Raw genomic sequence first — 25,083 nt, forward strand, 5'->3', positions numbered from 1 at the left:
TTTTAATTTGCTGCATGGCAATGATTTGCAGACAGACATAATCACTGTCTATCATATATTAATGAGTGCGTAGGGCGTAACATCAGTAACTGTGCGGCCTCATGAAAAAAATCCGGGTGTTTTTTCCCCCGGATCAGGTTGCCCGGCGCCAGTCAAACCTTCACCGGGTGTAAATCCGGTCTCTTCTTTTCTTTTGGAAATTATTAAACAAAGCCCATGCCTATCGCTAAAACAGAATTCTTTGTGATGGAAAGGGGTTATTTTATCTTTTTATTTTTGTGGCTAACTCTGGCGTGTTGTGGTATAATATTATGTATTTTATTTTACAGCATTTTATAATTGAAGGAGTTTGCTATGATTCGTACATTGCCTCTCACCTGTTCCCGCTGCGGCAAAGTATTCACTGCTCAGGATCATCTGTATTATCAGGACGATTTTACCGCACAGAGTTTTAAAGATATTAAACTGGTCTGTGATGACTGTATCCGTGAATGGAAAGAAAAATGGCAGATTGACCATGCGGAATTTCACGAAGAAAACTATGTTCTCACCGTAACCATTACTCTGAAAGACGGAACAGTTTACAAAAACATGGACTGCACTCCAATGGAAGACACGGAATCGGTCGTTACCGGAGAAGATATTCCGCCGGAAGCCCAGCATACCCTGTACGAATATTATGTTACTTTTGCGCAGAAACGCGAATCGCAGCAGATTAAAGACTGCTTCTTTACCAAAGAAGCAGAAGGGAAGATGTCCGCCGATATTACCACAGTAGGCGGCGAACGGTATGACAAGCTTGTGTTTTATGTGGAAGACGGCTACCTGAAAACGGAGCAGGATGTACCGGACTATGTTATGGACGGTCTGGTCATCGCGTACAAATCCTATCTGGCCCAGGAGGAGATGCTTTCCACCGCTTCCCAGCCGGCACCCCGTATGCCCCAGCGAAAACCGATGCCGGAAAGCCAGTGGAATACGGGTGAAGGCTACGGCAGCGGAAACACGACCGGTGGTTTCGGACGCCATAACAGGAATCCTTTCGGGGGATTTTAAGCTAGTACTGATTTGACCGGTTTACTGTTTAAGCCCGGTAAAAGTAAAATTTTGCCTGCCTGATACCGTGTTTTCAGGAGGCGGGGACATACTGAAATATATTCGGGAGATACCATGAGCGAATTAAAAGAAAAAATAGAAAAACGGCGTACCTTTGCCATCATTTCACATCCGGACGCCGGCAAAACGACCTTAACCGAGAAATTGCTGCTGTACGGCGGCGCTATTCACCTGGCAGGCAGTGTAAAAGCCAGAAAAGCAAATAAGCATGCCGTTTCCGACTGGATGGAAATTGAAAAGCAGCGCGGTATTTCTGTTACGTCTTCGGTGCTGCAGTTCGATTACCAGGGCTATCGCGTCAATATTTTGGATACACCCGGCCATCAGGACTTTTCGGAAGACACGTACCGCACTCTGATGGCGGCTGACAGCGCTGTCATGCTGATTGACGCAGCCAAAGGCGTGGAACCCCAGACCAAAAAGCTGTTCTGGGTCTGCCACCGCCGTCACCTGCCGATTTTTACCTTTATTAACAAGCTGGACCGTTTCGGCCGGGAACCTCTTGACCTGATGGAAGAAGTGGAAAAGATTCTGCAGATCAAGGTGTATCCCATAACCTGGCCGGTGGGCCTGGACGGAAAATATAAAGGCGTGTATAACCGCCTGACCAGAGAGGTTTCGTTATTTAAAACGGATGCCAGCCATGGCAGTAAGCAACTGGAAGAATTTTCCGCGGACATCGATGATCCCCGCATTAAGGAAATGATCGGAGATGAACTGTTCGAAGCACTGCTGGGCGATATCGAGTTACTGGACATGGCAGGGGAAGAGTTCCATATCGAGGACGTATTAAAAGGGGAACTTACACCCATGTTCTTCGGCAGCGCCATGACCAACTTTGGTGTGCAGGAGTTTCTGGAAAAGTTTCTGGAAATGTCTCCGGCGCCCCAGCCCCGCACACTGTTAAATGGTGATGTACTGGAACCTGACAATCCGCTGTTCAGCGCCTTTGTTTTTAAGATTCAGGCCAATATGAACCCGGCACACCGGGACCGCATCGCGTTCATGCGCATCTGCTCCGGCGAATTTGATAAAGGCATGACAGTGTATCATGCCCAAAGCGGTAAGCCTGTAAAGCTGGCCCAACCACAACAGTTTTTAGCGCAGGAACGTACCATTGTAGAAAAGGCGTACCCCGGCGACATCATCGGTTTGTTTGATCCGGGCATCTTCGGTATCGGCGACAGTCTCAGTGATGATAAGCTGAAACTGCGTTTTGAAGATTTTCCCGTGTTCCCGGCAGAAATTTTTGCCCGGGTGCAGCCAAAAGATTCCCTGAAACGAAAACAATTTGAAAAGGGGATCCTCCAGCTTTCCCAAGAGGGCGCCGTGCAGGTGTTCACTCAAAAACATGTGGGGCTGGAAAGTTTTATCGTCGGCGTAGTGGGACAGCTGCAGCTGGAAGTACTGGAATACCGTCTGAAGAATGAATACAACGCCCAGCTTGTGATGACTCAGCTTCCCTTTACCGTAGCCCGCTGGGTCTATGCGGAAAAGCCGGAAGACATTGAAAAGCTGCGGGGTCTTGACAACGGCATGCTTGTGTATGATAAAAAAGACCGCCCGGTTATCCTGGTGAACAACGAATGGGCACTGAACTGGATTCTGCAGCGCAACCCGGGACTGGAATTTCTGGTCGTACCTTCGGATAAGGCGAGAGTATAAACATGGAAGAGATTGCAACGATTTTAGGTGTTCCTGTGGTACCGTACACCATGGACGAAGCAGTAATGAAACTGACCCAGGACACGCTGAAGAACAAACGAAACTTTGTAGTCACTGCCAATGCGGAAATTATCATGATGGCACAGGACGACAAAGAATACAAAACACTGTTGTCGGAAACTGCGGATTTAATCCTTCCGGACGGAGCCGGAACGGTATGGGCTGGCAACTATCTGGGTTATACCATACCGGAGCGGGTTGCAGGCTACGATTTATATCTGCGTCTTCTGGAAGAGGCGGCAAAGAAAAAGTTCCCCGTGTACTTCTTCGGCGGCAAGCCCGGCATTGCGGAAGAAGCAGCGGAGGAAGGTAAGCGCCGCTGGCCCGGTCTGAACGTAGCCGGCTGCCGCAATGGCTATTTTTCGTCTGAAGAAGAAACGGAAATTATTGAAGGCATCAATCGCAGCGGCGCAGCCATGCTGTTCGCTGCCTTAGGTGCGCCCAAACAGGAAAAGTGGTTAGCAAAGTACAGGGAAGAGTTGAAGCCATGTTTACTGATGGGCATCGGCGGCAGCTTTGACGTGTTGGCCGGAAAAGTGCAGCGGGCACCCAAATGGATGCAGGACGCCAAACTGGAATGGCTCTTCCGTCTGATAAAACAACCCAGCCGATTCGGAAGAATGCTGGCACTGCCAAAATTTGTATTTGCGGTTCGCAATGAAAAAGCAAAGAAAAAATAACTAAATATAGTAGACAAATTCGTTTTTACATACTATAATGTACAAGTTAATGTTAGTTTATGTTTTAATCCATTACGCAGGATACATTTCCCTGCACAAAGCATAGCAGGGAAAGCATTTTAACCTGTGCTTACCGACGATAACGAAGTACAGGGAAACTCAGACAGGTACGAAGAAAGGAGGCCGCTCATGCATATTGTAAGACAGGGATATCCCTTTATTGCCGCAGCACTGGTGCTGGCGGTAGTCTGCTTTATCGCATTCGGAATCCGAATTGCCGTAATTCCGCTGGTGCTGGCCTGCTATTTCGCATATTTCTTCCGTAACCCTGACAGGGAAGTCGTTCAGGATACTTCGCTGTTATATTCTCCGGCTGACGGAACGGTCATGGAAGTATCGGATTTCTATGACGATGAGTTCCTGAATGCAAAAGCCAAAAAGGTGACGATTTTCCTTTCCGTATTTAATGTGCATGTAAATCGAAGCCCTGCAGAAGGCACAATCAAATTCCAGCGTTATACGGTAGGCGAATTTCTGCCGGCGTTTAACCAGAAGGCTGCTTTTGAAAATGAACGTTTCGCCATGGGAATTGAAAATGACCGTATGAAAATCCTGGTCATCCAGATAGCCGGAATTCTGGCACGCCGTATCGATAACTGGGTAAATTTAGGTAATCATCTGGATCAAGGTGAGGTTTACGGCATGATTAAATTCGGTTCCTGTACGGAACTCGTCGTGCCGGAAAAGGTAGAAATCCTCTGCAAAAAGGGTGACAAGGTGAAAGGCGGCATTACTGTATTGGGTCGTATAAACCCATAAAACAGTAGCGCAAGCCCGTGTATTATTGACAGTATTTCGGAATCGGGAGGACAAAAGCGTGAATTACAAGCGCATCGTTCCTAACACCATCAGTGGCATCAGCCTGGTTTTGGGAGTTTTTTCCATTTTTTATACGCAGGAACAGAATTATTTTATGGCGTCAATCTGCATCATCCTGTCCGTCGTCGCTGATTCGTTAGACGGAAGGGCAGCCCGTGCACTGGGTGTTCAGGGCCCCTTTGGCGTAGAGATGGATTCCCTTTGTGACCTGGGTGCTTTTGGGGTAGCTCCCGCCATTTTAATTTACCAGTTTGCCTTGACAGACCTGGGTTGGTGGGGTAAAATAATCGCCGGATTGTACACGTTCTTCGGAGCTATGCGTCTGGCGCGTTTTAATGTGAACACATCTGTAGTTCACGGGTACTTCCAGGGAATGCCCATTCCCGCAGGCGCCTGCTGTATTGCAACCTATGTATTGTCCGGTTTTAATTTTACGCCCGTTGTGGCAGGGATTATGACCCTGGCTGTAGCTATCATCCTGTACAGCAGCGTAAAATTTCCCGACTTTAAAGGAAAAGGCAATCCCATGTACCGGTATCCGGTTATTTTGGCTGTTTTAATTGGTGCGTATCTGTTATGGCAGCGGCCTTCCGGCTGGCCGTTCGTCGGAATGTTTACATATTTTATTGCCGGTATCATCAATGCAGTTTACTGCCTGTTATTTGTAAAAGAGGAAGGAAACTGATTTTATAATATGGGTTTGGCAAATCGCGTTCGTCAGTAATGTTTGTAAAAGGTTAAGGAAAGGAAAAGGTGCATAGGTCCAAATGCATTTTAATTTCGATGTGGTGATGATCCCGCTCCAGTTGATCATCGTGTTCTTTACTATTTATTATTTCGTCGTATCCTGGTTCGGTCTCTTCGGCAAAATGAAAGAGACGAAACAGTTCCCGGAAAAAAGTACCTTCGCGTTGATTGTCTGCGCGCATAACGAGCAGCAGGTCATTGCAAAGCTGGTTGAAAATCTGAAGCAACTGAACTATTCCGACAAGTTATACGACATCTTCGTCGTGGCGGATAACTGCGTGGATAAAACCGCAGAAGCTGCCCGCAACGCCGGCGCCATTGTGTATGAACGTTTCAGCGAAACGGGGAAGGGCAAAGGCTTTGCCATGGAATGGATGTTCCACCGCCTGTTCGGTCTGGAACGCCAGTACGACGCAGTCTGTGTGTTCGATGCAGATAATCTGGTACATCCGGATTTCCTGAAGATCATGAACAACCATCTGTGCAACGGGGAGCGTCTGATCCAGGGCTATATGGATTCCAAAAACCCGGAAGACACCTGGGTGTCCGGCATGTTCTCCATTTCTTTCTGGATTGTAAACCATATCTGGCACCTGGCAAAATACAATATCGGTCTGTCCTGTGTGCTGGGCGGTACCGGTATGTGCATCGATACCAAACTCCTGAAACAGTACGGCTGGGGCGCCACCTGCCTGACAGAAGACATGGAATTCACCATGAAAGCCCTGATGGAAAATATTCCCACCACCTGGGCCCATGACGCAGTCATCTATGACGAAAAACCGCTGACTTTCAAAGCGGCCTGGAACCAGCGCAAACGTTGGGCACAGGGACATTTCGACGTGGCCAACCGTTACATTCCCAAAATGTTGTGGAAGGGAATCACCGAGCACAACATCGTGGTGCTGGACGGTATGATTAATCTGGTACAACCGTATTTCCTGCTGCTGTCCACCTTCTTTGTAATTTGCACTTATATTTACAATCTGGTTCCTTTCTATACGAACGTATTGTATGAAGTGCTTCCCATCCAGGTATGGCAGATCATCGGCGTAGGGCAGTATATCTTCCCGGTTGCCGTACTCTGGAAGATTCGCGCTTCCTTTAAGTCCTGGCTGTATCTCTTGGTATATCCTGTCTTCATTTACAGCTGGATTCCCATTGTGATGCTCGGTTTCCTGCATCGGAACGAACACGAATGGTGCCACACTTTACACACCCGCAGCATCAGCTTCGACGATGTAATCATTCCGGATGACGTGGTGAACGTGGGCCCGAAGCAAGTTGCTTTCAAGAAAAAATAACATGTTGAAGTTTTGTATTTTTTAAACTCATTTTAAATGAGAAAGCCTCCTGTGATTTACTTGATGTGTCCTGGCAGTCACACCGGTATCACAGGAGATTTTTTTAAGCAGGTAAACTCACGAGGTAATAATTATTATGAAAATTATTCTGGCTTCCGGTTCGCCGCGACGTATGCAGCTTTTACAGCAGATGGGTTGGACAGTAGAAGTTCATTCTCTGCCGTTTGCAGAAGCTGAAACGGTTAATGAAGCAACGGAAAAGTTAGACAGCCTGCGAAAACAGTTTTTGTTTTCCGGTAAAAAAAATCACACACACAATGAACCCGTTCTTTCTGAAAAAGGTGTGACCTTACTTTTACCTTACCGGAATGCGGATCTGGTCTGCGCCTATAACGCATTGGGCAAAGGCAGGGCAGCCGCAAAAGAAACGGGTACGGGTTTCCCCGTAGTGGCTGCCGACACTATTGTTGTTTTGGGAGAACATATTTTGGGCAAACCGGCCGATACGGTGGAAGCAAAACATATGCTGCAAACCCTTTCAGGCAAGATGCACACAGTAAAAACCGCAACAGTTGTCTTGTATCAGAAAAAAACGCTGCTTCAGGTCGTAACGACCAATGTTTATTTCCGCAGGCTTACAGACGAGGAAATAAATTGGTATGTGGAAACCGGGGAACCTCTGGATAAGGCAGGGGCCTACGGGATACAGGGCAAGGGCGCTGTACTGGTTGAAAGAATCGAAGGCAGCTATGATAATGTGGTCGGCCTGCCGTTAACTGCGGTTTATGAAATGTTACGCAGAGCAGGCGTTGATTCTATAGTTTAATAACAGTCAGTAAAATATAATAATAGCGCTCCTGCTGATTAAGCAGGAGCGCTATTATGTTTTACAGAATCGTATATAACATTTTTACGGACTGTTAAATTGAAATTTACATCACTGCTTCGGTGCTCCGCAGCCTACGCAGAACTGACCCTGATTCGGTGTTCCACAGTTGGGGCAGGTCCAGCTCCCTGCATCCGCCTGTTGCGGATACCCTTGCTGGGGCATCTGTCCGGGATAACCCTGTTGCGGATAACCCTGCTGGGGCATCTGTCCGGGGTAACCCTGCTGCGGATAACCCTGCTGGGGCATTTGTCCGGGATAACCCTGTTGCGGATAACCCTGCTGGGGCATCTGTCCGGGGTAACCCTGTTGCGGATAACCCTGCTGGGGCATTTGTCCGGGATAACCCTGTTGCGGATAACCCTGCTGGGGCATCTGTCCGGGGTAACCCTGTTGCGGATAACCCTGCTGGGGCATTTGTCCGGGATAACCCTGCTGCGGATAGCCCTGCTGAGGCATCTGTCCGGGGTAACCCTGTTGCGGATAACCCTGCTGGGGCATTTGTCCGGGGTAACCCTGCTGCGGATAGCCCTGCTGAGGCATCTGTCCGGGGTAACCTTGCTGCGGATAGCCCTGCTGAGGCATTCCGGCAGCTGCCATACCACCAGCGGCTGCCATACCGGCTACACCGCCTACAGTTCCCATACCGGCGTTGGCGCCCATACCCGTGCCGGGATTCGGCACTGCTGAGCCCGGATTACGAAGATTCAACAAAGATACGCGGATATCTTCTGCAATCGCCATACTTTCCTGGTATTCAGGCGGATACATGGCGGCAGGGTTGCCTGCGTTCATACTGTTCTGCAAACCGTTGATGACAGCGCCTAAGATACCGGCTGCCGTACCCATATTCCCCATATTTCCGCCAGCGTTAAACGAGTTACCCATAGTGCGATTGCCAAAATTGCTCAGGCCTCTGGCCTGGAGGTAGTCATATCGTACCCAGACACTGCTGCTGTTCACTTTTATGCGCCTGTGGCTGCAATGGGGATGACTTACGTCAATATCTACATAAAAATCGTAGGAAAAATCATACCGCGGGGGATTGTACGATACGCTCCGTCCTTCTTCATCCTTAGTCCGTAGTTCATGTTTGGATTCGTTGATATCAACTGCAACGTTGGTAATAGCGGAAGCGTCAATCACGTCCGGATTGTCCTTCTGCAAATCACTGGCGCTGGAAACCATGAATTTCCGGTTCATCTCGTCCAGATAAACCTTGGTAGATTTCCCGATGGTACGGGTCGCACGGAACTGCGCTACCGCCTGCCGGTTCTGTTCACGGTAAGCGAGATGCTCCTGAATCTGCTGCGGAGTGGAAGCTTTGCGGGCTTCTGTCGAAAACCAATCGGAAAGCTTTTCCGCACAGTCATCACACAGATTGCCGCCGGATAATTCTTTGCGTTCCGTGAGTCCCATTTCCTTTCCGCAGATAGAGCACTGTCTCTTTTCAAATAAGCTGCCAAAGAATCCCATTGTGAACCTCCTTGTAATTAAAAATATGTTTTATAATACTTTCATAATTCTTTCCTGAATGCAACATTTCTCTTATTATATTTATTATACACATTTCATACATGAAAATAAAGATTCTGTTTTGATATATTAATAGTTAAATACAACAATTATGCTTGTATGATTACCGCATTTTTAACAAATTATCTGCCCGTATGATATAATATAGAAAACAAAACATTACAGTATCCTTTATGATTTTGTGGAAAGGAGCGCGACGCCATGGAGGAAACCCGAAAGAAAATGAATCCCCTTCGTATTTTTTGTAAAAACTGCGGCGCTCCCGCAGGTTTTGACATTATACGCCAGACCTACAGCTGCCCGAACTGCGGGCAGGTTTCCGGTATCCAGGAAGTGCAACGGAAGATGAGCCAGTGGCGCGACCTGAACAAAAAGAATATAAAAGCCGGTTCGGCAGGCCAGACGCTGGAAGAACACTCCTGTCCCACCTGCGGGGCACAGGTGATTTTTAAAGCAGGGGAGGCTTCCGGTACCTGTGACTTCTGCGGCAGCAAACTGATCCGGAAGGATCTGCTGCGTCCGGAGCAGATGCCGGAACTGATCATTCCTTTTTTTATCACCCCGGAAGAGGCGAAAAAACGGATGCTGGAATGGGCTCACGAGAATGAAAAAACGCCGGAAGGCCAGGCAGTCCTTTCCAACATGGACCAGTTCAAAGGATATTACCTGCCTTATCAGCTGGCCCGGGGACCCGTGGCTGCCAGAGTGACCAGGGACGAAACACAGCGCAGTTATTACTGCGACGGATATCTGGACGGCACTGCGGTGAATACTTCCAAACAGCTGGACAACCTGACGTTAAACGCCATGGAGCCCTTTGACTGGTCGGAAGCCCGTCCTTTTGAATACGGATACATCGCCGGACAGAATGTAAAGCTTTCCGATATCTCCGGCGCCCAGACGGAAAAACGCATCCTGCAGGAAGTAGAAGAAGATTTCCTGCCGGAGGTGGAACGGGTCATGCAGACCGAGGGCGTCGACATTCGTTTAGTGTCCGGTAATCTGCTGACCATGCCGGTATTGCTTCCGGTTTATTTTATCAAAGCCAAATTTAATGACAAGGGCGTAACTGCGGTCATGAACGGCCAGACCGGGCGCATCGCCGTCTCTACCGGGCGGGAGAAAAAATCCAGGCCCTGGCTGTGGAACTGGTTCCTGTACACCCTGGGCACCTTCCTTCTCCTGACATTTCTATTCGGCAATGCATGGGTAGGTCTGTATATCACCTCCGTGCCCTTTATCATTTACGGGGTTATGTTTTCGCAAAACGGCAGTGAGGTAGTGCGCAGCATTGTATTAAAAACGGAAGCCGCCAAAGCGGAACGCAAGGGAAATGCCCTTTCCATAGCGGAAGGGGAAGACGTTTTGGAAAATCCGTACGATAATACGCCGGTCTTCCGGGAGAGAAACGACGACGGAAAACTGGTGCCGGTTCATCTTCGTTTTTATCCGTTGAGCCGCATGGTTTCCGTTATTGTGAACACCGTTGTTACGGTATTTTTGCCAGCCATCATCGCCGCATTCTTCCGTTGGGTCAGTATGAAGGAAGGCGAAAAGTTTATGGACTGTTTTTCCCCGGGTTACGGGGCGGCCTGGTATTGCATCGCCTTCATCCTCGTCCTGCTGTATCTGTCGAAAGGGCTGCGCATGGACGCCTTTGACCATCCTTTTATTTATGAGATTCTGGAAAACGGCAAAGAAAAACTCATTGGCGACAGCGATTCACGGAAGCTCACCGTACTGTCCATGTTCGGCGTAGGCGTGAAGGATGAGAACGGTGAAAGCTGGGGCCTCATCAAAACGCTGCGGATGATGGGCGGTATGGGTTTGTTTTTAGGGGTTGCGCTGCTGTTCATTTTAATTGGCAGCACAGCAGCGATTATAATGTAGCGGCGATTCTGTTTTAGGAATGATTGATAATGGAGCTGAGAATGATGAAAACTTTCAGTAAAACCATCGCAAAGCTGACAATTCTTACCATCCTTTTCTGTCTTTTCTCTTTGCCCTGTTTCGCTGAATTGCGACGGGTGCCTGCCGCTTCTATCGTTGAACAGGGACTGATCGCCATAACGGTAGACGCGGAAGGGGCGGAAGATTTCCGCTACGTAGGGCTAAAAGATAAGAGGCACACCTATGTAGGCAAAATCAAACCGGAAAGCAAAATTAAATTTGTGATCGGCGGCGCCTTAAAGAATGCAAAGGAGCTTCCCATCACAGATCGTACCAGCCTAGTACGTATGCAGGTTACCGTCAAAAAGGGAGACACGGTCATTAAAACCCAGAGTTTCCGGAAAGAGAACACGAGCAAAGTGTTCCTGAACTACACTGTTCCCAAAGACGCGGATACACTGGAAGTCATCGAAAATTTTGTCCTGACCAATAAAAGCGGAGACAGTAAATTCAACCAGAAAGTCACCACTGTCAACAAACTAATCCTGTCCACCAGAGAGGAAATTCTTGCAGCGGCTTCAGGCCATCCGGTAACTAATAACAGTTCGGACAAAAAAGCAACCACTGACACAGACGATAAAAAAACAACGGTCGACGCAAACAAGAGTAAAGAGGGCAGCAGCAAAAACACCGAAAAGACTGACGGAAAAAACGGTAAGAGCACCAAAGAAAGTCCGGAGGCTGAAGCAGCCAAACGCTTCACGCGTATCGTTTCCGGCTCGGCGTTTTTGGCATTGCTTGCCGGAGTGGGCATCTATTTCTTCTTAAAAAATAAGAAAAGCAACCGGATAGCTTCCGATCGACTGGCACATAAAGAACAGTTGCGTTTGCAGGCGATTGAGCGCCAGAAAAATCTGCAGCAAAACAGCCGGCCGGAAGAAGTAGAGGACGAATGGCAACAGGCAGACGGTCCCTCTGAGGATGCATTGCATCAGAATGATCCATACCAGGATATTCCCCAGGAATGTGAACAAATTGCGTCGGTAGCAGCCGGGACGACACAGGCGCTCTACTGTCAGAACTGTGGCGCTCCGCTAAAACCGGATAGCAGATTCTGTGAAAACTGCGGCAGCAAAGTCTGAAGGAGGAAGTAAAACCATCTCGTACGTATTTAGAACTGTAAGGAGGCGATTTCAATTGATCAGGAAAATAATAGCTGTCTGTTTTCTGATTTTTGCAATGGCATTGCATGGTGTCGTACTTGCCGGGACCGGCCCCGACGGAGCCGGTCCGGATGTACGTGATCCGAAGTATTATGAAGCCACGGACAAAGTATATCTGGGTACCTGGGAATGTATCAATGACATGAATTCCAAACTGACCATAAAAGAGGCCAATCCGCAGACAGGCGGATATTACGTGGACTTTTTCTTTTACCGCCTGGCCCATGCCGACGGTTATGCCAACATCAATGGTGACAAGCTGTCCATAAACCAGGGTTCTGTTAATGACGACCAGGATTTTCGCGGTATTTTTGAAAGAACGCAGAACGGCATCCGTTTTACCGTGACCGAGTCCGGTTTTACTTATCTTAAGCCTGGCGACATCTTTGAGTATAAAAAGATGAACGGAAAACCTGCCATTGCCGATACGGATATCATCGGTACGTGGACGTTACGCAGCTGGGCGAATGCTTCTATCGTACGTTACGAGTTTACCAAAGATAATTTCTGGACTGCTTATTCTCCCCAGTGGGTTGGACCTGATCCCAGAGCGGTATCTGACGAAAACGGTGTTTATAAAAAGGCTGCGGCAGGCAGTTATAAAGTGATGCACGAAGGCAACTATAATCCCATTTTTAAATTGTATGATGCCACCGGAAAATTTTACGCCTATGTTTCTATCGAAGACGATGCGAATGCGGGAGGTAAAGTGTTGTTCGTCAACGGTCGGGAAGCGTGGTTTTACAAAGATTAAATAATATATTACTGCGTTATTTACAAAGAGACTGTTAAATGATTATAATTTATGGTGGTCATGCTGTAAAATATATTATTTATAAGGAGGATGATTCAACATGAGCAAAATAACCAAAGGCTTGCTGGCCGGTGCTGTTGTCGTATCGTTATTTGCTACCATGGGCTGTGGCGGCGGCGACAAAAAGAAAGAAGAACCGAAACCGGCCACTACAACTACGACGCAGAAACAGGATAAGGCTCCGGAAGTAAAACAGGCAAAAGTTAAACCGGTTCCCAAATCCAGTCTGTACAGGTATGCGTTGCATCTGGACGATGTGAACAAACTGCCGCCCATGACAGACGAAGTCATTAAAGAATTTGAAAAACAGGCAAAACCCATTAAGATTGCAGAAAAAGATCCCAAGAAACATCGTACCGGGATTTGGACATTCAATAGTGCCCCCCAAAGGAAAGGCGCACAGGTTTATACTTATCGCTGGACTGCGGAACTGGATGGGCATCACGATAGCCAGTTTGAAAATGACAAAGGCAAAAAGATTAACGAACAGCACTTTGCCCACATCGAAATGACCACCGACGGGAAAACGGAAAAACTGCGCAGCGTCCGCGTGGTTAAATACCATGTAACCAAGGAAACCGGCGAAAAGGGCAAGCTGGAAGAACTTTACAAACAGACTTATAAATAATTTCATAACAGACGTTATGCATGGAGAGGAAATGAGTTTCCTCTCCATTTTTTGTAGCGAACTGACGTTAACTCAGGATAACTTTTTCTATATGATTAAACATTTTCGTGGAAATGAATTACCGCAAATCCGCATATTACCCTGTAATGTATGATATAATAATTATAAACGTATTCATTGTTTTTTATTGGAGGTGGAAGGCAGGATGATAAAGAGAGAATCGTTTTTCTCAATTATAATTGGTTTATGTTTACTGATTATCTCACCTCTTATCGTTCACGCCGCTCCGGAAGAGATACAGCCTGTGAAAGCAGGTGAGTACCACTGTGTTTCGTATCCCGGTATCGGAACACGGGTTCTTACACTGTTCCGGGAACCGGACGGCACGGTATATTTTTCGTTGGAAGGAAGAAATGGGTACGGACTAAAGAATAAAGACGCTTTTAACCGGGAAGGGCAGTGTTGTACGTTAGCCGGCATTTTCCGTCAGGAAGGAAGGCACGGGATTCTGGACGCAGGGACTGTTGACTTTTCGCATCCCATGGAATTACAGCTCCATCACAGGGCACCGGTTATAATAGTTTACCATGCGGAAATCACAGGGGATGAGATACACATCACCCAGGAAGAAAAAGATAAAACCGGATTTACCGAATTTATTAAACTGACGGGGATTTACAAATATAAGCAAACGGATCAGATACCTCCTGTCATCAACCGGACACTGGCGCTGTACCGGGTGGAAAACCTGCCCGGCAACGCGAAAAAGGCAGGCTTCGATCCCCGGAAAATTGTAGAGACAAAAATAAGATCTTTTGAGGATGTCACAAATAACAATGCCACAAGTTGGTCTGTATCCGTATTTACTGAAGACAGGAAACATTACGATTACTGCGTCGCTTTGAACGGCCGGGAGATATACAAACTAACCGGGCTTGGCCTGTGGCTCATTGTAAAGGACGGAGTCCCCAGTGAAGGAGAGATTCCAAAATAAATCACACGGAGGGAAAACGCAATGAAAAAAAGATATTTTCTATTGTCAGTTCTGTGCTTTGCAATGGCATTGTTCTTTATAGCAGAAAATGTGACAGCTGCACCCGTTGGCAGCAAGGAAACGTATAAACCGCAAATCTCGGTACATGAAGCACAAAACTGGCCTATTGCAGCACAATACCAAAACAAAGGGGAGATTTGGCCTCCTGTGCCCGGATGGTATGAACGGAAAAATCCCAACGGACTGGGAAACTCCCTGATCCACGTAGCCGTACTTCCGAATCAGTGGCCCGTGGTCAGCCTGCACGGTTGCGGATATGACGGACCGGCTGGTAAACAGGGCCTGGCAGCCCTTGATACCAGCCCCGGCATCTGGCTGGGCGGAACCATTCAGCCTGCACAGATGGGACTGGCGGTGCGGTTTGTCATCGGAGCCAAAACCATTGGTATTTACAGAGGGGGCGGAATTATTGAAACGCTGGCGCCTCAACAGATTTTCATGCTGAACAGCGGTATCAGATCCTTAAAAAACCGGATTGTCATTGATTTTTCCGGAGATTGTCCCAAAGGCCTGCCGGATATCCGGGGCGAATATGTGTTAGGCAAAGACAGCGTGCCGCTTATGGACGAATATGCCGCCTTTGCCTTAGTCGAATCGCTTCGCCGGAACGAAAGCAAAACCGATTTCTTTGACAAGTCACTGCAGATCATCCCGGCTCCCATTACCGACAAAGAAGCGGCTGACTATGATAAGCTGATTGGTGACTATAGCTTTGACGACTTTGCCTATACCATAAAGGTTTTCAAAAACGGCATGCTGCTGCGCACCTTTATCGTAACCCATGACCTTAGCGCGGTGTACCGGTTTGAAAGCGACGGCAACGGCGTTATGATTTACAATATCGACGGATCAAAAGGATAATTATTTAGAAAAAGGAACAGAACCTCTGTCTATATGACCGGGTGCGGATTCTCATGTTCTGCAAAGACGACAGGAGGCGAAATCACAATGAACAGAATTTGGAAATGGTTAGTATGCGCAAGCCTTTTTATGACAATGATTTTCAGCAGCGATCCGGTTAACGCGGAACCGAAAGCAATCGATGACTGGATGCCGGCAGAAGGACTGTATTTGCGCAAAACCGCCAGCGGCATCCCTAACGGGCGGATCGATGTCATTGTAATCAAAGATTTTTATATGAATCCTTCTGTTCTTGTAGGCGTGGAAAGCAGAAACTATACAGGCAACAGTTATGAAGGTTCGGACATGGCCCCGCGGATTTACGTCGCCGGTACCATGGATGCTTCCCGTGTTGTTCTGTCCTACGGTTATTCGGACAAACGGGATCCCATGCCTGATCCCAAAGTACTGCCACCCATGACATGTGTGGTGTACAATTCGGATGTGAAAAATAAATCCATCAACCTGACGCCCCAGATGTTTGATCAGACCCGGGCCATGCGCACGGATCCGGATCTGGCAGGCACGTATGTATGGCAAGGCAATTACGCTTCGCCTTCTGCCTTTATGGCCATGGCCTGGGTACGGCAGCAAAATCCGCAGGTCACCGGACTGGAACCGGGGCTGGATTACCGCTTCGAAGATAATTTTGTAGGAGATGGCATGGAGAAAAATTATCCGGGTGTCGGTCCCATCAAACCTTCCTATGAACTGAAGGCCTATGACGGCAATAAACTGATTATGCTTTTCCTGGTCAGCAAGGATTTCAAACAGATTTACAGGATCAAGCCCGATGGTGATGCGCTGCTGATTTATAATGCCGAAGGCGGGGTAGGCTGATATGAAAAAGAATCTGATCACAGTATTTTCATTTTTATTATTTATTTGCTGCTGCTTTTTGCCGTTCGGGTCATTTGCGGCTCCGGCCCCGGATGTATCTGTCATACAGGACGGAATACGGTTTTCGGAATGTGTACGCCCCTATGACGGAGGTGTGCTGATTGCCAATTACGGTTCTAAACATAAAATTCCGGCCATCCATGAAATTAAAGGCTACATTCTGTACCGGAAAGACGGGCAGACGAAAACGCTGATTCCACCCGGCTTGCTGCAGTACCCGTCGGGTATGGCGGTCAAGGATGATTACCTGTTTGTGTGCGACGGCGAACATCTTCGCGTTTACAATTTACAGCAGCCGGAAAAAGCGCCCCAGACGGTCACGTTTCCTAAACCCTATTGGCTGAAAGCGGCTGCTGTTGACGAAAATACACTGTATGTTTCTTCTAACAATATTGGGCAAATCTTTACTCTTGATATTTCCCATCCGGAAAAAATGGGCCGTGTGCAGCCGAAAAAGTGGCTGGAACTGCAGGGCGTGGAGTGTATGGCAGTGGGTAACGGTGTCATGTACATCACGGCCTCTCCTGAAAACGGCCCGGAAACTGAAGAAGCAGATATGGAAAACATAATTTACCGGGTCAGCGACCTGCGTCATCCGCAGGCGGAAAAATTTATCAGCAAAAAGGTATATTCCGGCAATCCGGCTGCCGATAAAAACGTCTCTGTTTATTATGAGGGCATAACACTTTCGGAAGATAATTACGCGCTGTATGTAGCAGACCACCGGGTAAAGACGGGAGCCATCCTCGTTGTCGATATCGGGACAAAAGAACTGCGAACGATTTACGAAGCGGAAGGACTGGACCCTGCAGATATTACACTGACAGACAAGGCATTGTTTATTCCCGACATGAAGAATCATCGGGTACTCAAACTGGAATTGTAAGGAGGCGCTTCTTATGGGATTTTTCGACAGTATATTCGGCAAAAAAAAAGAAGAAAAGAAGCCGGAAGAAAAACGGATCTGCCCCGTCTGCGGTAACAGTTTTACAGGCAGGGGCATGGATGTTCACGATGGCATCATCTGCATGGACTGCTGGGAACTGGTGTTGGATGACTTTGAGATGGGCAGAATGGACGAAGATAAGGATTTTTATATTGATCCCATCAAAGCTGCCGTACTTGCCAAAAAGGGTGAAATAGCCGCCGATAAAGCAGCCAAAGCGGAAAAACCGAAAGTCTGTCCCATCTGCGGCGGAAAGATGCCGAAGCTGCTGACGGTGGAAGTGAAAGACGGGTACATCTGCGATGAATGCTTCCATACGTTTAATGAGCTGGAAGAAAACGGTGAAACCGATAAAGCGCTGGAAGATACAACCCTGAAAGAACTGTCCGCCCTGATTGCCCGGGCTGATAAACAGAAGGCTGCAAAGGAACAGCGGAAGGAGCAGGATGCCTGTCCCGTCTGCGGGGCTGACGTGTCCGAGAAATCCACCGGTTCCCTGTGGGGCGATATCAAACGGTCGGTTAAGGATGAAATTCCTAAATTCGTTGTGCTGAAGGACAACCAGAAAATCTGTACCGAATGCGCGGACAAAGTGCGCTTGCTGTATCCGGTCCAGTATTCGAGAAAATATGTCGGCGACGGCGAATACGAAGATGTTTACAATGACACACTGAATACAATTACACTGGCGGAATACAAACAGGCCTTAGCAGACGTTAAAACAAAACGGAAAGAATTGGAAGAGCAGTACGGAAGCTGCGAGGCCGTTTTATCTGTAAGCAGTACGCATGAAAGTAAACGAAATGGCAAAACAGAATACCAGATCAGTGGAATGATACTGTACGGCAAAGCGTCCAAAGGCGATATGATCCAGGTGGCACAGAATGGTTCCGGTAATTTAATGCGTATAAAGTGGTTGCAGCAACCTAACGGCGAAGCTGCTGACAGCGTCGGGGAAGGATATTATGCCATCGTGACTGTCGCGGAAAACACTTCCTGTATTCATCCGGGCGATACCCTGATCATTGTGTAAGAAAAAACACAATCGCAGCTCTATTTTTGTCTGGCAGTATGAGGGCACGGCGCAGGAAGGATATCCTTTCCAGTTCGCGTTCACCAACAAGAATCTGCCTGTAGAGCCCGGGGATTTGATTGTGAAGTAAGGTGAGTCCATGTATCCGTGTATGCATGCACCCATGCACGGGATTATAATCTTTGCCTGAACAGATAACAGGTTAGCTGCAATTATTGCTAATATAAACATTTATGTAAGGAGGCCTGTTTATGATGAAAAAGAAACTGTTAGCATTAACGTTAGCTGCTTTTGTAGCCTGCGGCGCAGCCGGTTGCGGCGGTGAGGAAAAGAAACCGACGCCGAAACCGGAAAACAAGCAGACCACAAATGTCAAAAAAGACGAGAAACAAAAGGCGCCGGAGAAAAAAGTAGATCCGGCAGTAAAACACGCACAGGAAGTAATGAAACTCCCGCATGTTGCCAAGTATGACCAGATTTCAAAAGACGCTTTTCCACACCTGACATGGGGCAATACCGGTTACAGTTACAAAGACTATCCGGGCAAGGGTAAAGAAGGTAAAGGCGCCCTGCTTGCCTACGGCGAAGTATTAGCCGGTTTCCACCGGTTCCTGCCCAGCGATAAAAGACCAGCTTTTAAAAATAAGTTTGGACAGGATGTGAAAGGCGATGAACGGTTTGATATTGATGTGCTGGTTGGGGGCTGCAAGGGCAACTGCGTCATTGAAGCTACCAGTACACATACAAAACGACTGGATCCTGCGTCCTACGATAAACCTGTCGTAGAAAAAAAAGTCCTTGTTCCCTTTGACAAAACCTATGTGCGTCACGATGAAAACGGCAAGAAGTGGGTTACCCACGAGAAATGCGGAACGAAATAATAAATACGGTCCACGGACCGTGTAATGATTGACCGCTCTTACCACTTACACGTCGGGGAGGTGATTCGTATTTTGAAACGAATCGTTTTACTAGTACTCACCATGCTTTCCATCTTGTTTTCCGCCACCTGTTTTGCCCATACGATGCCCGAATCGGAAATGTTCCTGCGGGGTATCGGACCCAAAACAACACTGGCTCAGGTCAAAACCGTCTACGGTGAGCCTGCCGGCAAAGACGAGTTTAAGGGCGAAGGGGTACGCGTTGTAACCTACGTTTACAGTCCTTTGTTCAAAGTATTCGGCAGAACCTATGCGGAAGATACTTCACCGGATGAGAAGTTAACAGTTGTTGGCTACATGGTAAAAGATAAAAATATAACCACGCCGTCCGGTTTTTCGGTGGGAATGCCGTATCAGGCAGTAGTGAAAAAGTTCGGACCCGGAGAAAAATTTAAAGACTATAACGGAAGAATCGGCTATATTTACAGCTTTAACAACGTTGTGAAGACGTTAACGTTTTATGTAGACAACAATAATATTATTTCTGAAATCAATCTGGGCACGGATTTTTGATTACTAACATGTTTTTCCGGACAGCGCATACTGTCCGGTTTTTGTTTTAGCAAGAGTTATGTTATAATTTTTAATAATACTCTGATAAGGCAAAGGTGAATTCATGTACCCGTGTGTAGAATGTAACAGGAAAAAATTATTGCAGAATATAGAAACCGTGACCCGCATGTTGCATGAGGATCATAAAATCATGTGCGCCGTCATCAAAGGCTTCTGTGCAGACGACGGTGTCATGGAAATTCTGGAAGACAGTTCCTGCGACTGGCTGGCTTCTTCCCGCATTGAGGATCTGGCAAAACTGAAAACGAAAAAGACAAGGCTTTTGATCCGTCTCTCCCAGACCTGCGAGATAAAAGAAGTTGTTGCTTCGTCGGAAGCTAGTTTTGAATCGGAGTGCAACACGATTTTTCTTTTGCAGGAAGAAGCAAAGAGACAGAATATAACGCACGGTGTTATACTGGCCATCGATATGGGGGATTTGCGGGAAGGTATCTTTTATAAATATCTTAACGAGGTTGAGGAAGCCGCCGCAATGGTTATCCAGTCCCCAAATCTGGAACTGCTTGGCGTGGGCACGAATCTGGGCTGCTTCGGCGGTGTGATTACAGATGCGGCCAACATGCAGGGACTTATAGAGGTGGCAACTCATATCGAACAGAAATTTTCTGTCACGCTGCCTTATATTTCCGGCATGAGCACGGCGGCCATGGAAATGATTGAAAACAAAACCATGCCCCCGCGGGTGAACCACGGACGTTTCGGTGAAGCCTGGCTGTTAGGCTTTGATTCGGTGGACAACCGGAGGCTGGCGTATCTCCACGATGACGTGTTCCTGTTTAAAGCGCAGATCATTGAAATCAAGGACAAGCCCTCACAGCCAGTCGGAACCATTGGCGGAAACGCTTTCGGGCAACATGTGGAATTTAAAAACGAAGGAATGATGAAGCGGGCCTTACTTGCCTTCGGCACACAGGACGTAGCGTATGAATATCTTATTCCGCTGGATGAAAATATCGAAATCATCGGCGCCAGCAGCGATCACACGATTATCAACCTGCACGGTTCGGAAAATTATCAAGTGGGGGATGTAGTGACGTTTAAATTAAAGTATCATGCTTTGCTTCATCTTTACACAAGCAGGTATGTAAAGAAATATGTTGTATAAGCAAACGATTCCATCGCAAAGGGTCTGATTGATTCGTTCCCTTTGCGTTTTTTATTTTATAAAACCTAAATGTTTATCAGTAGAAGAACGACGTGATTTGTGGTATGATAATTGTGGAATAATATGAATAAAAGTTTCTATTTATTAACGGAAAAACACTTATGATCAAAGGAATTATTTTTGATTTTGACGGCACACTGGCCAATACACTGCCGGTGATTTTTGCCTGTTACGATTACAGCACGGAAAAGGTATTGGGAAAGAAAGCTGACCGTGCCCCGTTTATTGAAACATTCGGACTGCCCTTGAAGATTTGTCTGACTAAAGTATTCGGTGAAGAAACGGGGAGCAGGATCTGCGACGAGTACCGGGCGTACCAGGAACTTCATCATGACGAACTGATTCAGTCCTTCCCCAAAGTTAAAGAAACGCTGGAACAACTGCAGCAAATGCAAATCCCCATGGCTGTTGTTACCAGCAAAACCACCGCTACCTGTCTGCGGGGGGCCCGCTGCCTTGGCATTGACAACTATTTTGTCACGGTAATCGGTTCGGATATCGTAAAACACCCCAAGCCGGATGCCGAGCCGACCCGGATGGCGCTGGAAAGATTAGGGATGCGGCCGGAGGAAACTCTTTGCGTCGGCGACGCGCCCTTCGACATCATGAGTGGAAAAGCCGCAGGATGTCTAACGGCCGCTGTAAAATACACCCAGGTTGATGCAGAACGATTCAAATCCCCGGCAACGCCGGATTACTGGTTAACGGATTTGGAAGACCTGATTCTTTTGGTTGGAGAAGGCACGCGCCGGTATCAGCATTATTAATAATTATAACAGCAGAGAAAGGTGGTAACAGCATGCGTAAAATCGGTATTGTCGGCGGAACCGGTATCGAAAATCCCGATACCCTGAAAGGCTTTGAAACAAAAATTATTGAAACGCCTTACGGCAAAGCACTGTGCAACATCGGCGAGATGAGCGGCAACCTTGTGGCGTTCCTGTCCCGGCATGGGGTGGATCATTCCGTGGCGCCCCACATGATTAACTACCGCGCCAACATCTGGGCGCTGAAGAGTCTGGGCATCACGGAGGTGTTTGCCACTTCTGCCACCGGCTCCCTGAACCCTGACATGAAAGCGGGGCACTTTGTAGTCTGCGACCAGCTGATGGACTTCACCAAGAACCGCATCAGCACCTTTTACGATAATCCGATCCGCGGCGTGGCCCATGCGGATTTCACCAACCCGTACTGCGAAACCCTGCGGCAGAAGGCCATTGCGATTTTAAAGAAGACGGACATCACTTTCCATGAAAAAGGCTGTTATGTCTGCACCGACGGTCCCCGTTTTGAAACCGCTGCCGAAGTGCGCGCCTACGCCATGCTGGGCGGCGACGTCATCGGCATGACCAATGCGCAGGAAGCGGCGCTGGCCCGGGAAGCGGAACTCTGCTACACCAACGTGGCCATCGTCACCAACATGGGCGCCGGCATTTCGCCTACGCCGCTCTCACACAAGGAAGTGGTGGAAGCCATGGCCCAGAGCATCAAGAACATGGAGAAACTGATTTTAGGTTTCATCGGCTACAACAAAAAAGTAAAAGATATCTGCTTGTGCAAACATTGCATGAAAGATTTCGGCGGATTCAAATTGTATCCGGAGAAAGAATAGCGTTTTAAAATTGTTTTGCAGGTCCAGCGAAACAGTTTTTAAAAACAATAAAGAATAAAATTTTTTTAAATGTTGCACACAAAAGGGGAAAATGCTGTACGAAGAGCAAGGATGGGAATTGTTATGGTTGAAACAATGAAATGGGAAAACGGAAAGCTGATTCTGCTTGACCAGACGAAGCTGCCCGTCAGCGTGGAATGGATTTTCTGCGACACGTACCAGCGTGTGGGGAAAGCCATACAAAAATTGGAAGTGCGGGGCGCGCCGGCCATCGGGGCGGCGGCAGCTTTTGCCATGGTACTGGCCTGGCGGAAGATTGTAGAAAAGTACGAAACAAAAAGGGATGCTGCAAACACCTCCAATATGCAACTGCAAACTTATGCTGCCATGCTGTATGGAAGTCATGACCATGCCGCTAAAAAGTTGCAGCAACAGTTACTGAAAGATTTTTTGCAGGCCCGCAACGATTTGGATGCATCTCGTCCTACTGCAGTCACTCTTTCCTGGGCGACGAAGCTGATGTATGACGCCGCCTGCAAAATGGCGGAAGCGGGACTGAACCTGCCGCAGACAGATGCGGAACTGGAAAAGTTAGCAGTCAAAGTTTACGAACAGGACATCGCCAAAAACAGAAAGATGGGTGACTTTGGCGCGGAAGTCGTGCCGGAAGAGGCTGTCATCTTAACGCACTGCAATGCGGGAGCGTTGGCCACCTGTGGTTGGGGTACCGCCCTGGGCGTAATCCGTTCCGCCCACGAACAGGGAAAAGTAAAAATGGTTTATTCGGATGAAACCCGGCCCCTGTTGCAGGGCTCGCGCCTCACAGCCTGGGAACTGCTGGAAGACAACATTCCCGTCACCACCATTACCGACAACATGGCGGCCTGGTCCATGAAAACCAAAGGCATCAATATCGTCATTACCGGGGCGGACCGTATCGCCGCCAACGGAGACACAGCCAACAAAATCGGCACATACGGCGTAGCACTTGCAGCCAAAGCTCACGGCATTCCTTTTTACATCGCGGCGCCGGCCAGTACCTTTGACTTTTCACTGAAAAATGGCACACAGATTCCCATCGAAGAACGCAATGCAAACGAGGTGAGAAGTTTTCAGGGCAAGGTCTCTGCCCCGAAAAATGTCAACGTGTTTAACCCGGCCTTCGATGTAACGCCGGCCAGACTGATAGCGGGCATCATCACCGAATACGGCGTACTGCGCCCGCCCTTCAGCAAATCGATTAAAGAATTAAAAACAAAAGTACTCAGGGAGGAACTCTTTACATGGAAAGCATAATCCGCGACATCAGCCTGGCAGAAAGCGGCCAGAAAAAAATCGACTGGGTGAAAGGCCACATGCCTTTGCTGAATTACTTTAACGAAAAGTATGCGCCCACCCAACTATTCAAAGGCGTCAACATGGTGGTCACGATTCATCTGGAAGCCAAGACTGCCTATCTGGCGCTGACGCTGAAAAACTGCGGCGCCAACGTGACGGTTACCGGCAGTAATCCGCTTTCCACACAGGACGATGTGGCGGCTGCCCTGGTGGCAAACGGCGTCACTGTGTTCGCCACCCACGCCTGCACCAACGAAGAATATGACATGTATCTGGATAAAGCGCTGGATACCCATCCCCAGCTGATCGTGGATGACGGCGGCGACCTGGTGAACAAACTGCACACCACGCGCCGGGAATTGATTCCGGAACTGTGGGGCGGGAGCGAAGAGACCACCACCGGCGTGATCCGTCTGCGTGCACTGGCGGAAGCAGGGAAGCTTGCGTTCCCCATGATTGCTGTCAACGACAGCAACTGCAAATATTTATTTGACAACCGCTACGGTACCGGCCAGAGTGTGTGGGACGGTATCATGCGTACCAGCAACCTGATTGTGGCAGGGAAGACCGTGGTGGTTGCCGGTTACGGCTGGTGCGGCAAAGGCGTGGCTATGCGGGCCAAAGGCATGGGCGCCCGGGTCATCGTCACGGAAGTGGATCCCATCAAAGGCATTGAAGCGGTATTTGACGGTTTTGAAACCCTGCCCATGGCGGAAGCCGCGAAGAAAGGCGATATCTTTGTCACCGTTACGGGTTGCAAGGATGTCATCCGCAAAGAACACATGGAATTGATGAAAGACGGCGTGCTGCTGGCCAATGCCGGACATTTTGATGTTGAGATAAACAAACCGGACCTGGAAGCGCTGAGCGTAAAAGCTCCCTTTGAAGCGCGTCAGAATATTACCGCATACACCCTGGCCAATGGTCATCAGCTGAATTTGTTAGGCGAGGGCCGTCTGGTAAATCTGGCCTGCGGCGACGGACATCCGGCGGAAGTCATGGACCTGAGCTTCGCCATGCAGTTCCTTGCCATGCGCCACGTGCTGGAGAACAAAGGCAAGCTGGAAAACAAACTGTACCTGCTGCCGGCAGAACTTGACGAAGAGGTGGCAACAATCAAATTACGGGCCATGGGCTTTGATGTAGACAAGTTGAGTGAAGAACAGTGGAAATATCTTCATGAGGCATAATAT

25 protein-coding genes are annotated in these 25,083 nt (G+C 48.1%); 24 read left to right on the forward strand and 1 reads right to left on the reverse strand.

Annotated elements, in window-relative coordinates:
• Positions 1-354 precede the first annotated feature (354 nt).
• The 7 genes from BM159_RS02820 (at position 355) to BM159_RS02850 (ending at position 7,277) form a co-directional block, all read left to right on the forward strand.
• A complete protein-coding gene (locus tag BM159_RS02820; protein WP_093912751.1) occupies positions 355-1,056 on the forward strand; it encodes a hypothetical protein in 702 nt (233 codons plus the stop codon).
• 114 nt (positions 1,057-1,170) lie between these two features.
• The gene (locus BM159_RS02825) at positions 1,171-2,781 is read left to right on the forward strand and encodes a peptide chain release factor 3 (protein WP_093912752.1); all 1,611 of its coding nucleotides are present in this window, start codon (positions 1,171-1,173) and stop codon (positions 2,779-2,781) included.
• Between the two features lie 2 nt (positions 2,782-2,783).
• On the forward strand, positions 2,784-3,521 hold the full coding sequence (locus BM159_RS02830) for a WecB/TagA/CpsF family glycosyltransferase (RefSeq protein ID WP_093912753.1): 738 nt from the start codon (positions 2,784-2,786) through the stop codon (positions 3,519-3,521).
• Between the two features lie 189 nt (positions 3,522-3,710).
• Entirely contained in the window at positions 3,711-4,340 is a 630-nt protein-coding gene (locus tag BM159_RS02835; RefSeq protein WP_093912754.1) for a phosphatidylserine decarboxylase family protein, read from the forward strand.
• A gap of 58 nt (positions 4,341-4,398) precedes the next feature.
• Positions 4,399-5,085, forward strand: coding sequence for a CDP-diacylglycerol--serine O-phosphatidyltransferase (gene pssA, locus BM159_RS02840; RefSeq protein ID WP_093912755.1), 687 nt, complete (start codon positions 4,399-4,401; stop codon positions 5,083-5,085).
• 82 nt (positions 5,086-5,167) lie between these two features.
• Positions 5,168-6,451, forward strand: a complete 1,284-nt coding sequence (locus tag BM159_RS02845) for a glycosyltransferase family 2 protein (RefSeq protein WP_093912756.1) — start codon at positions 5,168-5,170, stop codon at positions 6,449-6,451.
• A gap of 136 nt (positions 6,452-6,587) precedes the next feature.
• Positions 6,588-7,277 (forward strand): Maf family protein, encoded by a 690-nt coding sequence (locus tag BM159_RS02850; protein ID WP_093912757.1) that lies wholly within the window; start codon positions 6,588-6,590, stop codon positions 7,275-7,277.
• Positions 7,278-7,388: 111 nt separating this feature from the next.
• On the opposite strand, the gene BM159_RS02855 is transcribed toward BM159_RS02850, so the two are convergent.
• Entirely contained in the window at positions 7,389-8,813 is a 1,425-nt protein-coding gene (locus BM159_RS02855) for a DUF4428 domain-containing protein (protein ID WP_093912758.1), read from the reverse strand.
• A 261-nt stretch (positions 8,814-9,074) separates the two neighbouring features.
• Between BM159_RS02855 and BM159_RS02860 the strand changes: the two genes are divergently transcribed.
• From BM159_RS02860 to BM159_RS02935, 17 genes are all read left to right on the forward strand, one after another.
• Positions 9,075-10,763 (forward strand): TFIIB-type zinc ribbon-containing protein, encoded by a 1,689-nt coding sequence (locus BM159_RS02860; protein WP_093912759.1) that lies wholly within the window; start codon positions 9,075-9,077, stop codon positions 10,761-10,763.
• Between the two features lie 41 nt (positions 10,764-10,804).
• The gene (locus tag BM159_RS02865; RefSeq protein WP_177205877.1) at positions 10,805-11,905 is read left to right on the forward strand and encodes a zinc ribbon domain-containing protein; all 1,101 of its coding nucleotides are present in this window, start codon (positions 10,805-10,807) and stop codon (positions 11,903-11,905) included.
• Positions 11,906-11,960: 55 nt separating this feature from the next.
• Entirely contained in the window at positions 11,961-12,740 is a 780-nt protein-coding gene (locus BM159_RS02870; RefSeq protein WP_093912761.1) for a hypothetical protein, read from the forward strand.
• Between the two features lie 100 nt (positions 12,741-12,840).
• Positions 12,841-13,428 (forward strand): hypothetical protein, encoded by a 588-nt coding sequence (locus BM159_RS02875; protein WP_093912762.1) that lies wholly within the window; start codon positions 12,841-12,843, stop codon positions 13,426-13,428.
• Between the two features lie 304 nt (positions 13,429-13,732).
• Positions 13,733-14,422, forward strand: coding sequence for a hypothetical protein (locus BM159_RS02880; RefSeq protein ID WP_093912763.1), 690 nt, complete (start codon positions 13,733-13,735; stop codon positions 14,420-14,422).
• A gap of 21 nt (positions 14,423-14,443) precedes the next feature.
• Entirely contained in the window at positions 14,444-15,343 is a 900-nt protein-coding gene (locus BM159_RS02885) for a hypothetical protein (RefSeq protein ID WP_093912764.1), read from the forward strand.
• A gap of 87 nt (positions 15,344-15,430) precedes the next feature.
• Positions 15,431-16,222, forward strand: a complete 792-nt coding sequence (locus tag BM159_RS02890) for a hypothetical protein (protein ID WP_093912765.1) — start codon at positions 15,431-15,433, stop codon at positions 16,220-16,222.
• Position 16,223: 1 nt separating this feature from the next.
• Positions 16,224-17,168: an LVIVD repeat-containing protein gene (locus BM159_RS02895; protein ID WP_093912766.1), complete on the forward strand. Its 945-nt coding sequence runs from the start codon at positions 16,224-16,226 to the stop codon at positions 17,166-17,168.
• Positions 17,169-17,181: 13 nt separating this feature from the next.
• Complete coding sequence (locus tag BM159_RS02900) at positions 17,182-18,261, forward strand: DUF4428 domain-containing protein (protein ID WP_093912767.1); 1,080 nt, start codon at positions 17,182-17,184, stop codon at positions 18,259-18,261.
• A complete protein-coding gene (locus tag BM159_RS11925) occupies positions 18,254-18,391 on the forward strand; it encodes a hypothetical protein (protein WP_177205878.1) in 138 nt (45 codons plus the stop codon). The genes BM159_RS02900 and BM159_RS11925 overlap by 8 nt, the downstream gene beginning before the upstream one ends.
• 121 nt (positions 18,392-18,512) lie before the next feature.
• Positions 18,513-19,142 carry a hypothetical protein gene (locus BM159_RS02905; protein ID WP_093912768.1) on the forward strand — a complete coding sequence of 210 codons (630 nt, stop codon included), beginning with the start codon at positions 18,513-18,515 and terminating at the stop codon, positions 19,140-19,142.
• Positions 19,143-19,214: 72 nt separating this feature from the next.
• Positions 19,215-19,715 (forward strand): hypothetical protein, encoded by a 501-nt coding sequence (locus tag BM159_RS02910; RefSeq protein ID WP_093912769.1) that lies wholly within the window; start codon positions 19,215-19,217, stop codon positions 19,713-19,715.
• 139 nt (positions 19,716-19,854) lie between these two features.
• Positions 19,855-20,880 (forward strand): alanine racemase, encoded by a 1,026-nt coding sequence (locus BM159_RS02915; protein WP_177205879.1) that lies wholly within the window; start codon positions 19,855-19,857, stop codon positions 20,878-20,880.
• Between the two features lie 161 nt (positions 20,881-21,041).
• Positions 21,042-21,707, forward strand: a complete 666-nt coding sequence (locus tag BM159_RS02920) for an HAD-IA family hydrolase (protein ID WP_093912771.1) — start codon at positions 21,042-21,044, stop codon at positions 21,705-21,707.
• Positions 21,708-21,739: 32 nt separating this feature from the next.
• Positions 21,740-22,552: an S-methyl-5'-thioadenosine phosphorylase gene (gene mtnP, locus BM159_RS02925; RefSeq protein ID WP_093912772.1), complete on the forward strand. Its 813-nt coding sequence runs from the start codon at positions 21,740-21,742 to the stop codon at positions 22,550-22,552.
• A 123-nt stretch (positions 22,553-22,675) separates the two neighbouring features.
• On the forward strand, positions 22,676-23,848 hold the full coding sequence (gene mtnA / locus BM159_RS02930) for an S-methyl-5-thioribose-1-phosphate isomerase (RefSeq protein WP_093912847.1): 1,173 nt from the start codon (positions 22,676-22,678) through the stop codon (positions 23,846-23,848).
• Positions 23,836-25,080 carry an adenosylhomocysteinase gene (locus BM159_RS02935; protein ID WP_093912773.1) on the forward strand — a complete coding sequence of 415 codons (1,245 nt, stop codon included), beginning with the start codon at positions 23,836-23,838 and terminating at the stop codon, positions 25,078-25,080. Before mtnA ends, BM159_RS02935 begins: the two co-directional genes overlap by 13 nt.
• Positions 25,081-25,083 lie beyond the last annotated feature (3 nt).

The organism is Succiniclasticum ruminis DSM 9236 (assembly GCF_900112895.1).
Lineage (GTDB): Bacteria > Bacillota > Negativicutes > Acidaminococcales > Acidaminococcaceae > Succiniclasticum > Succiniclasticum ruminis.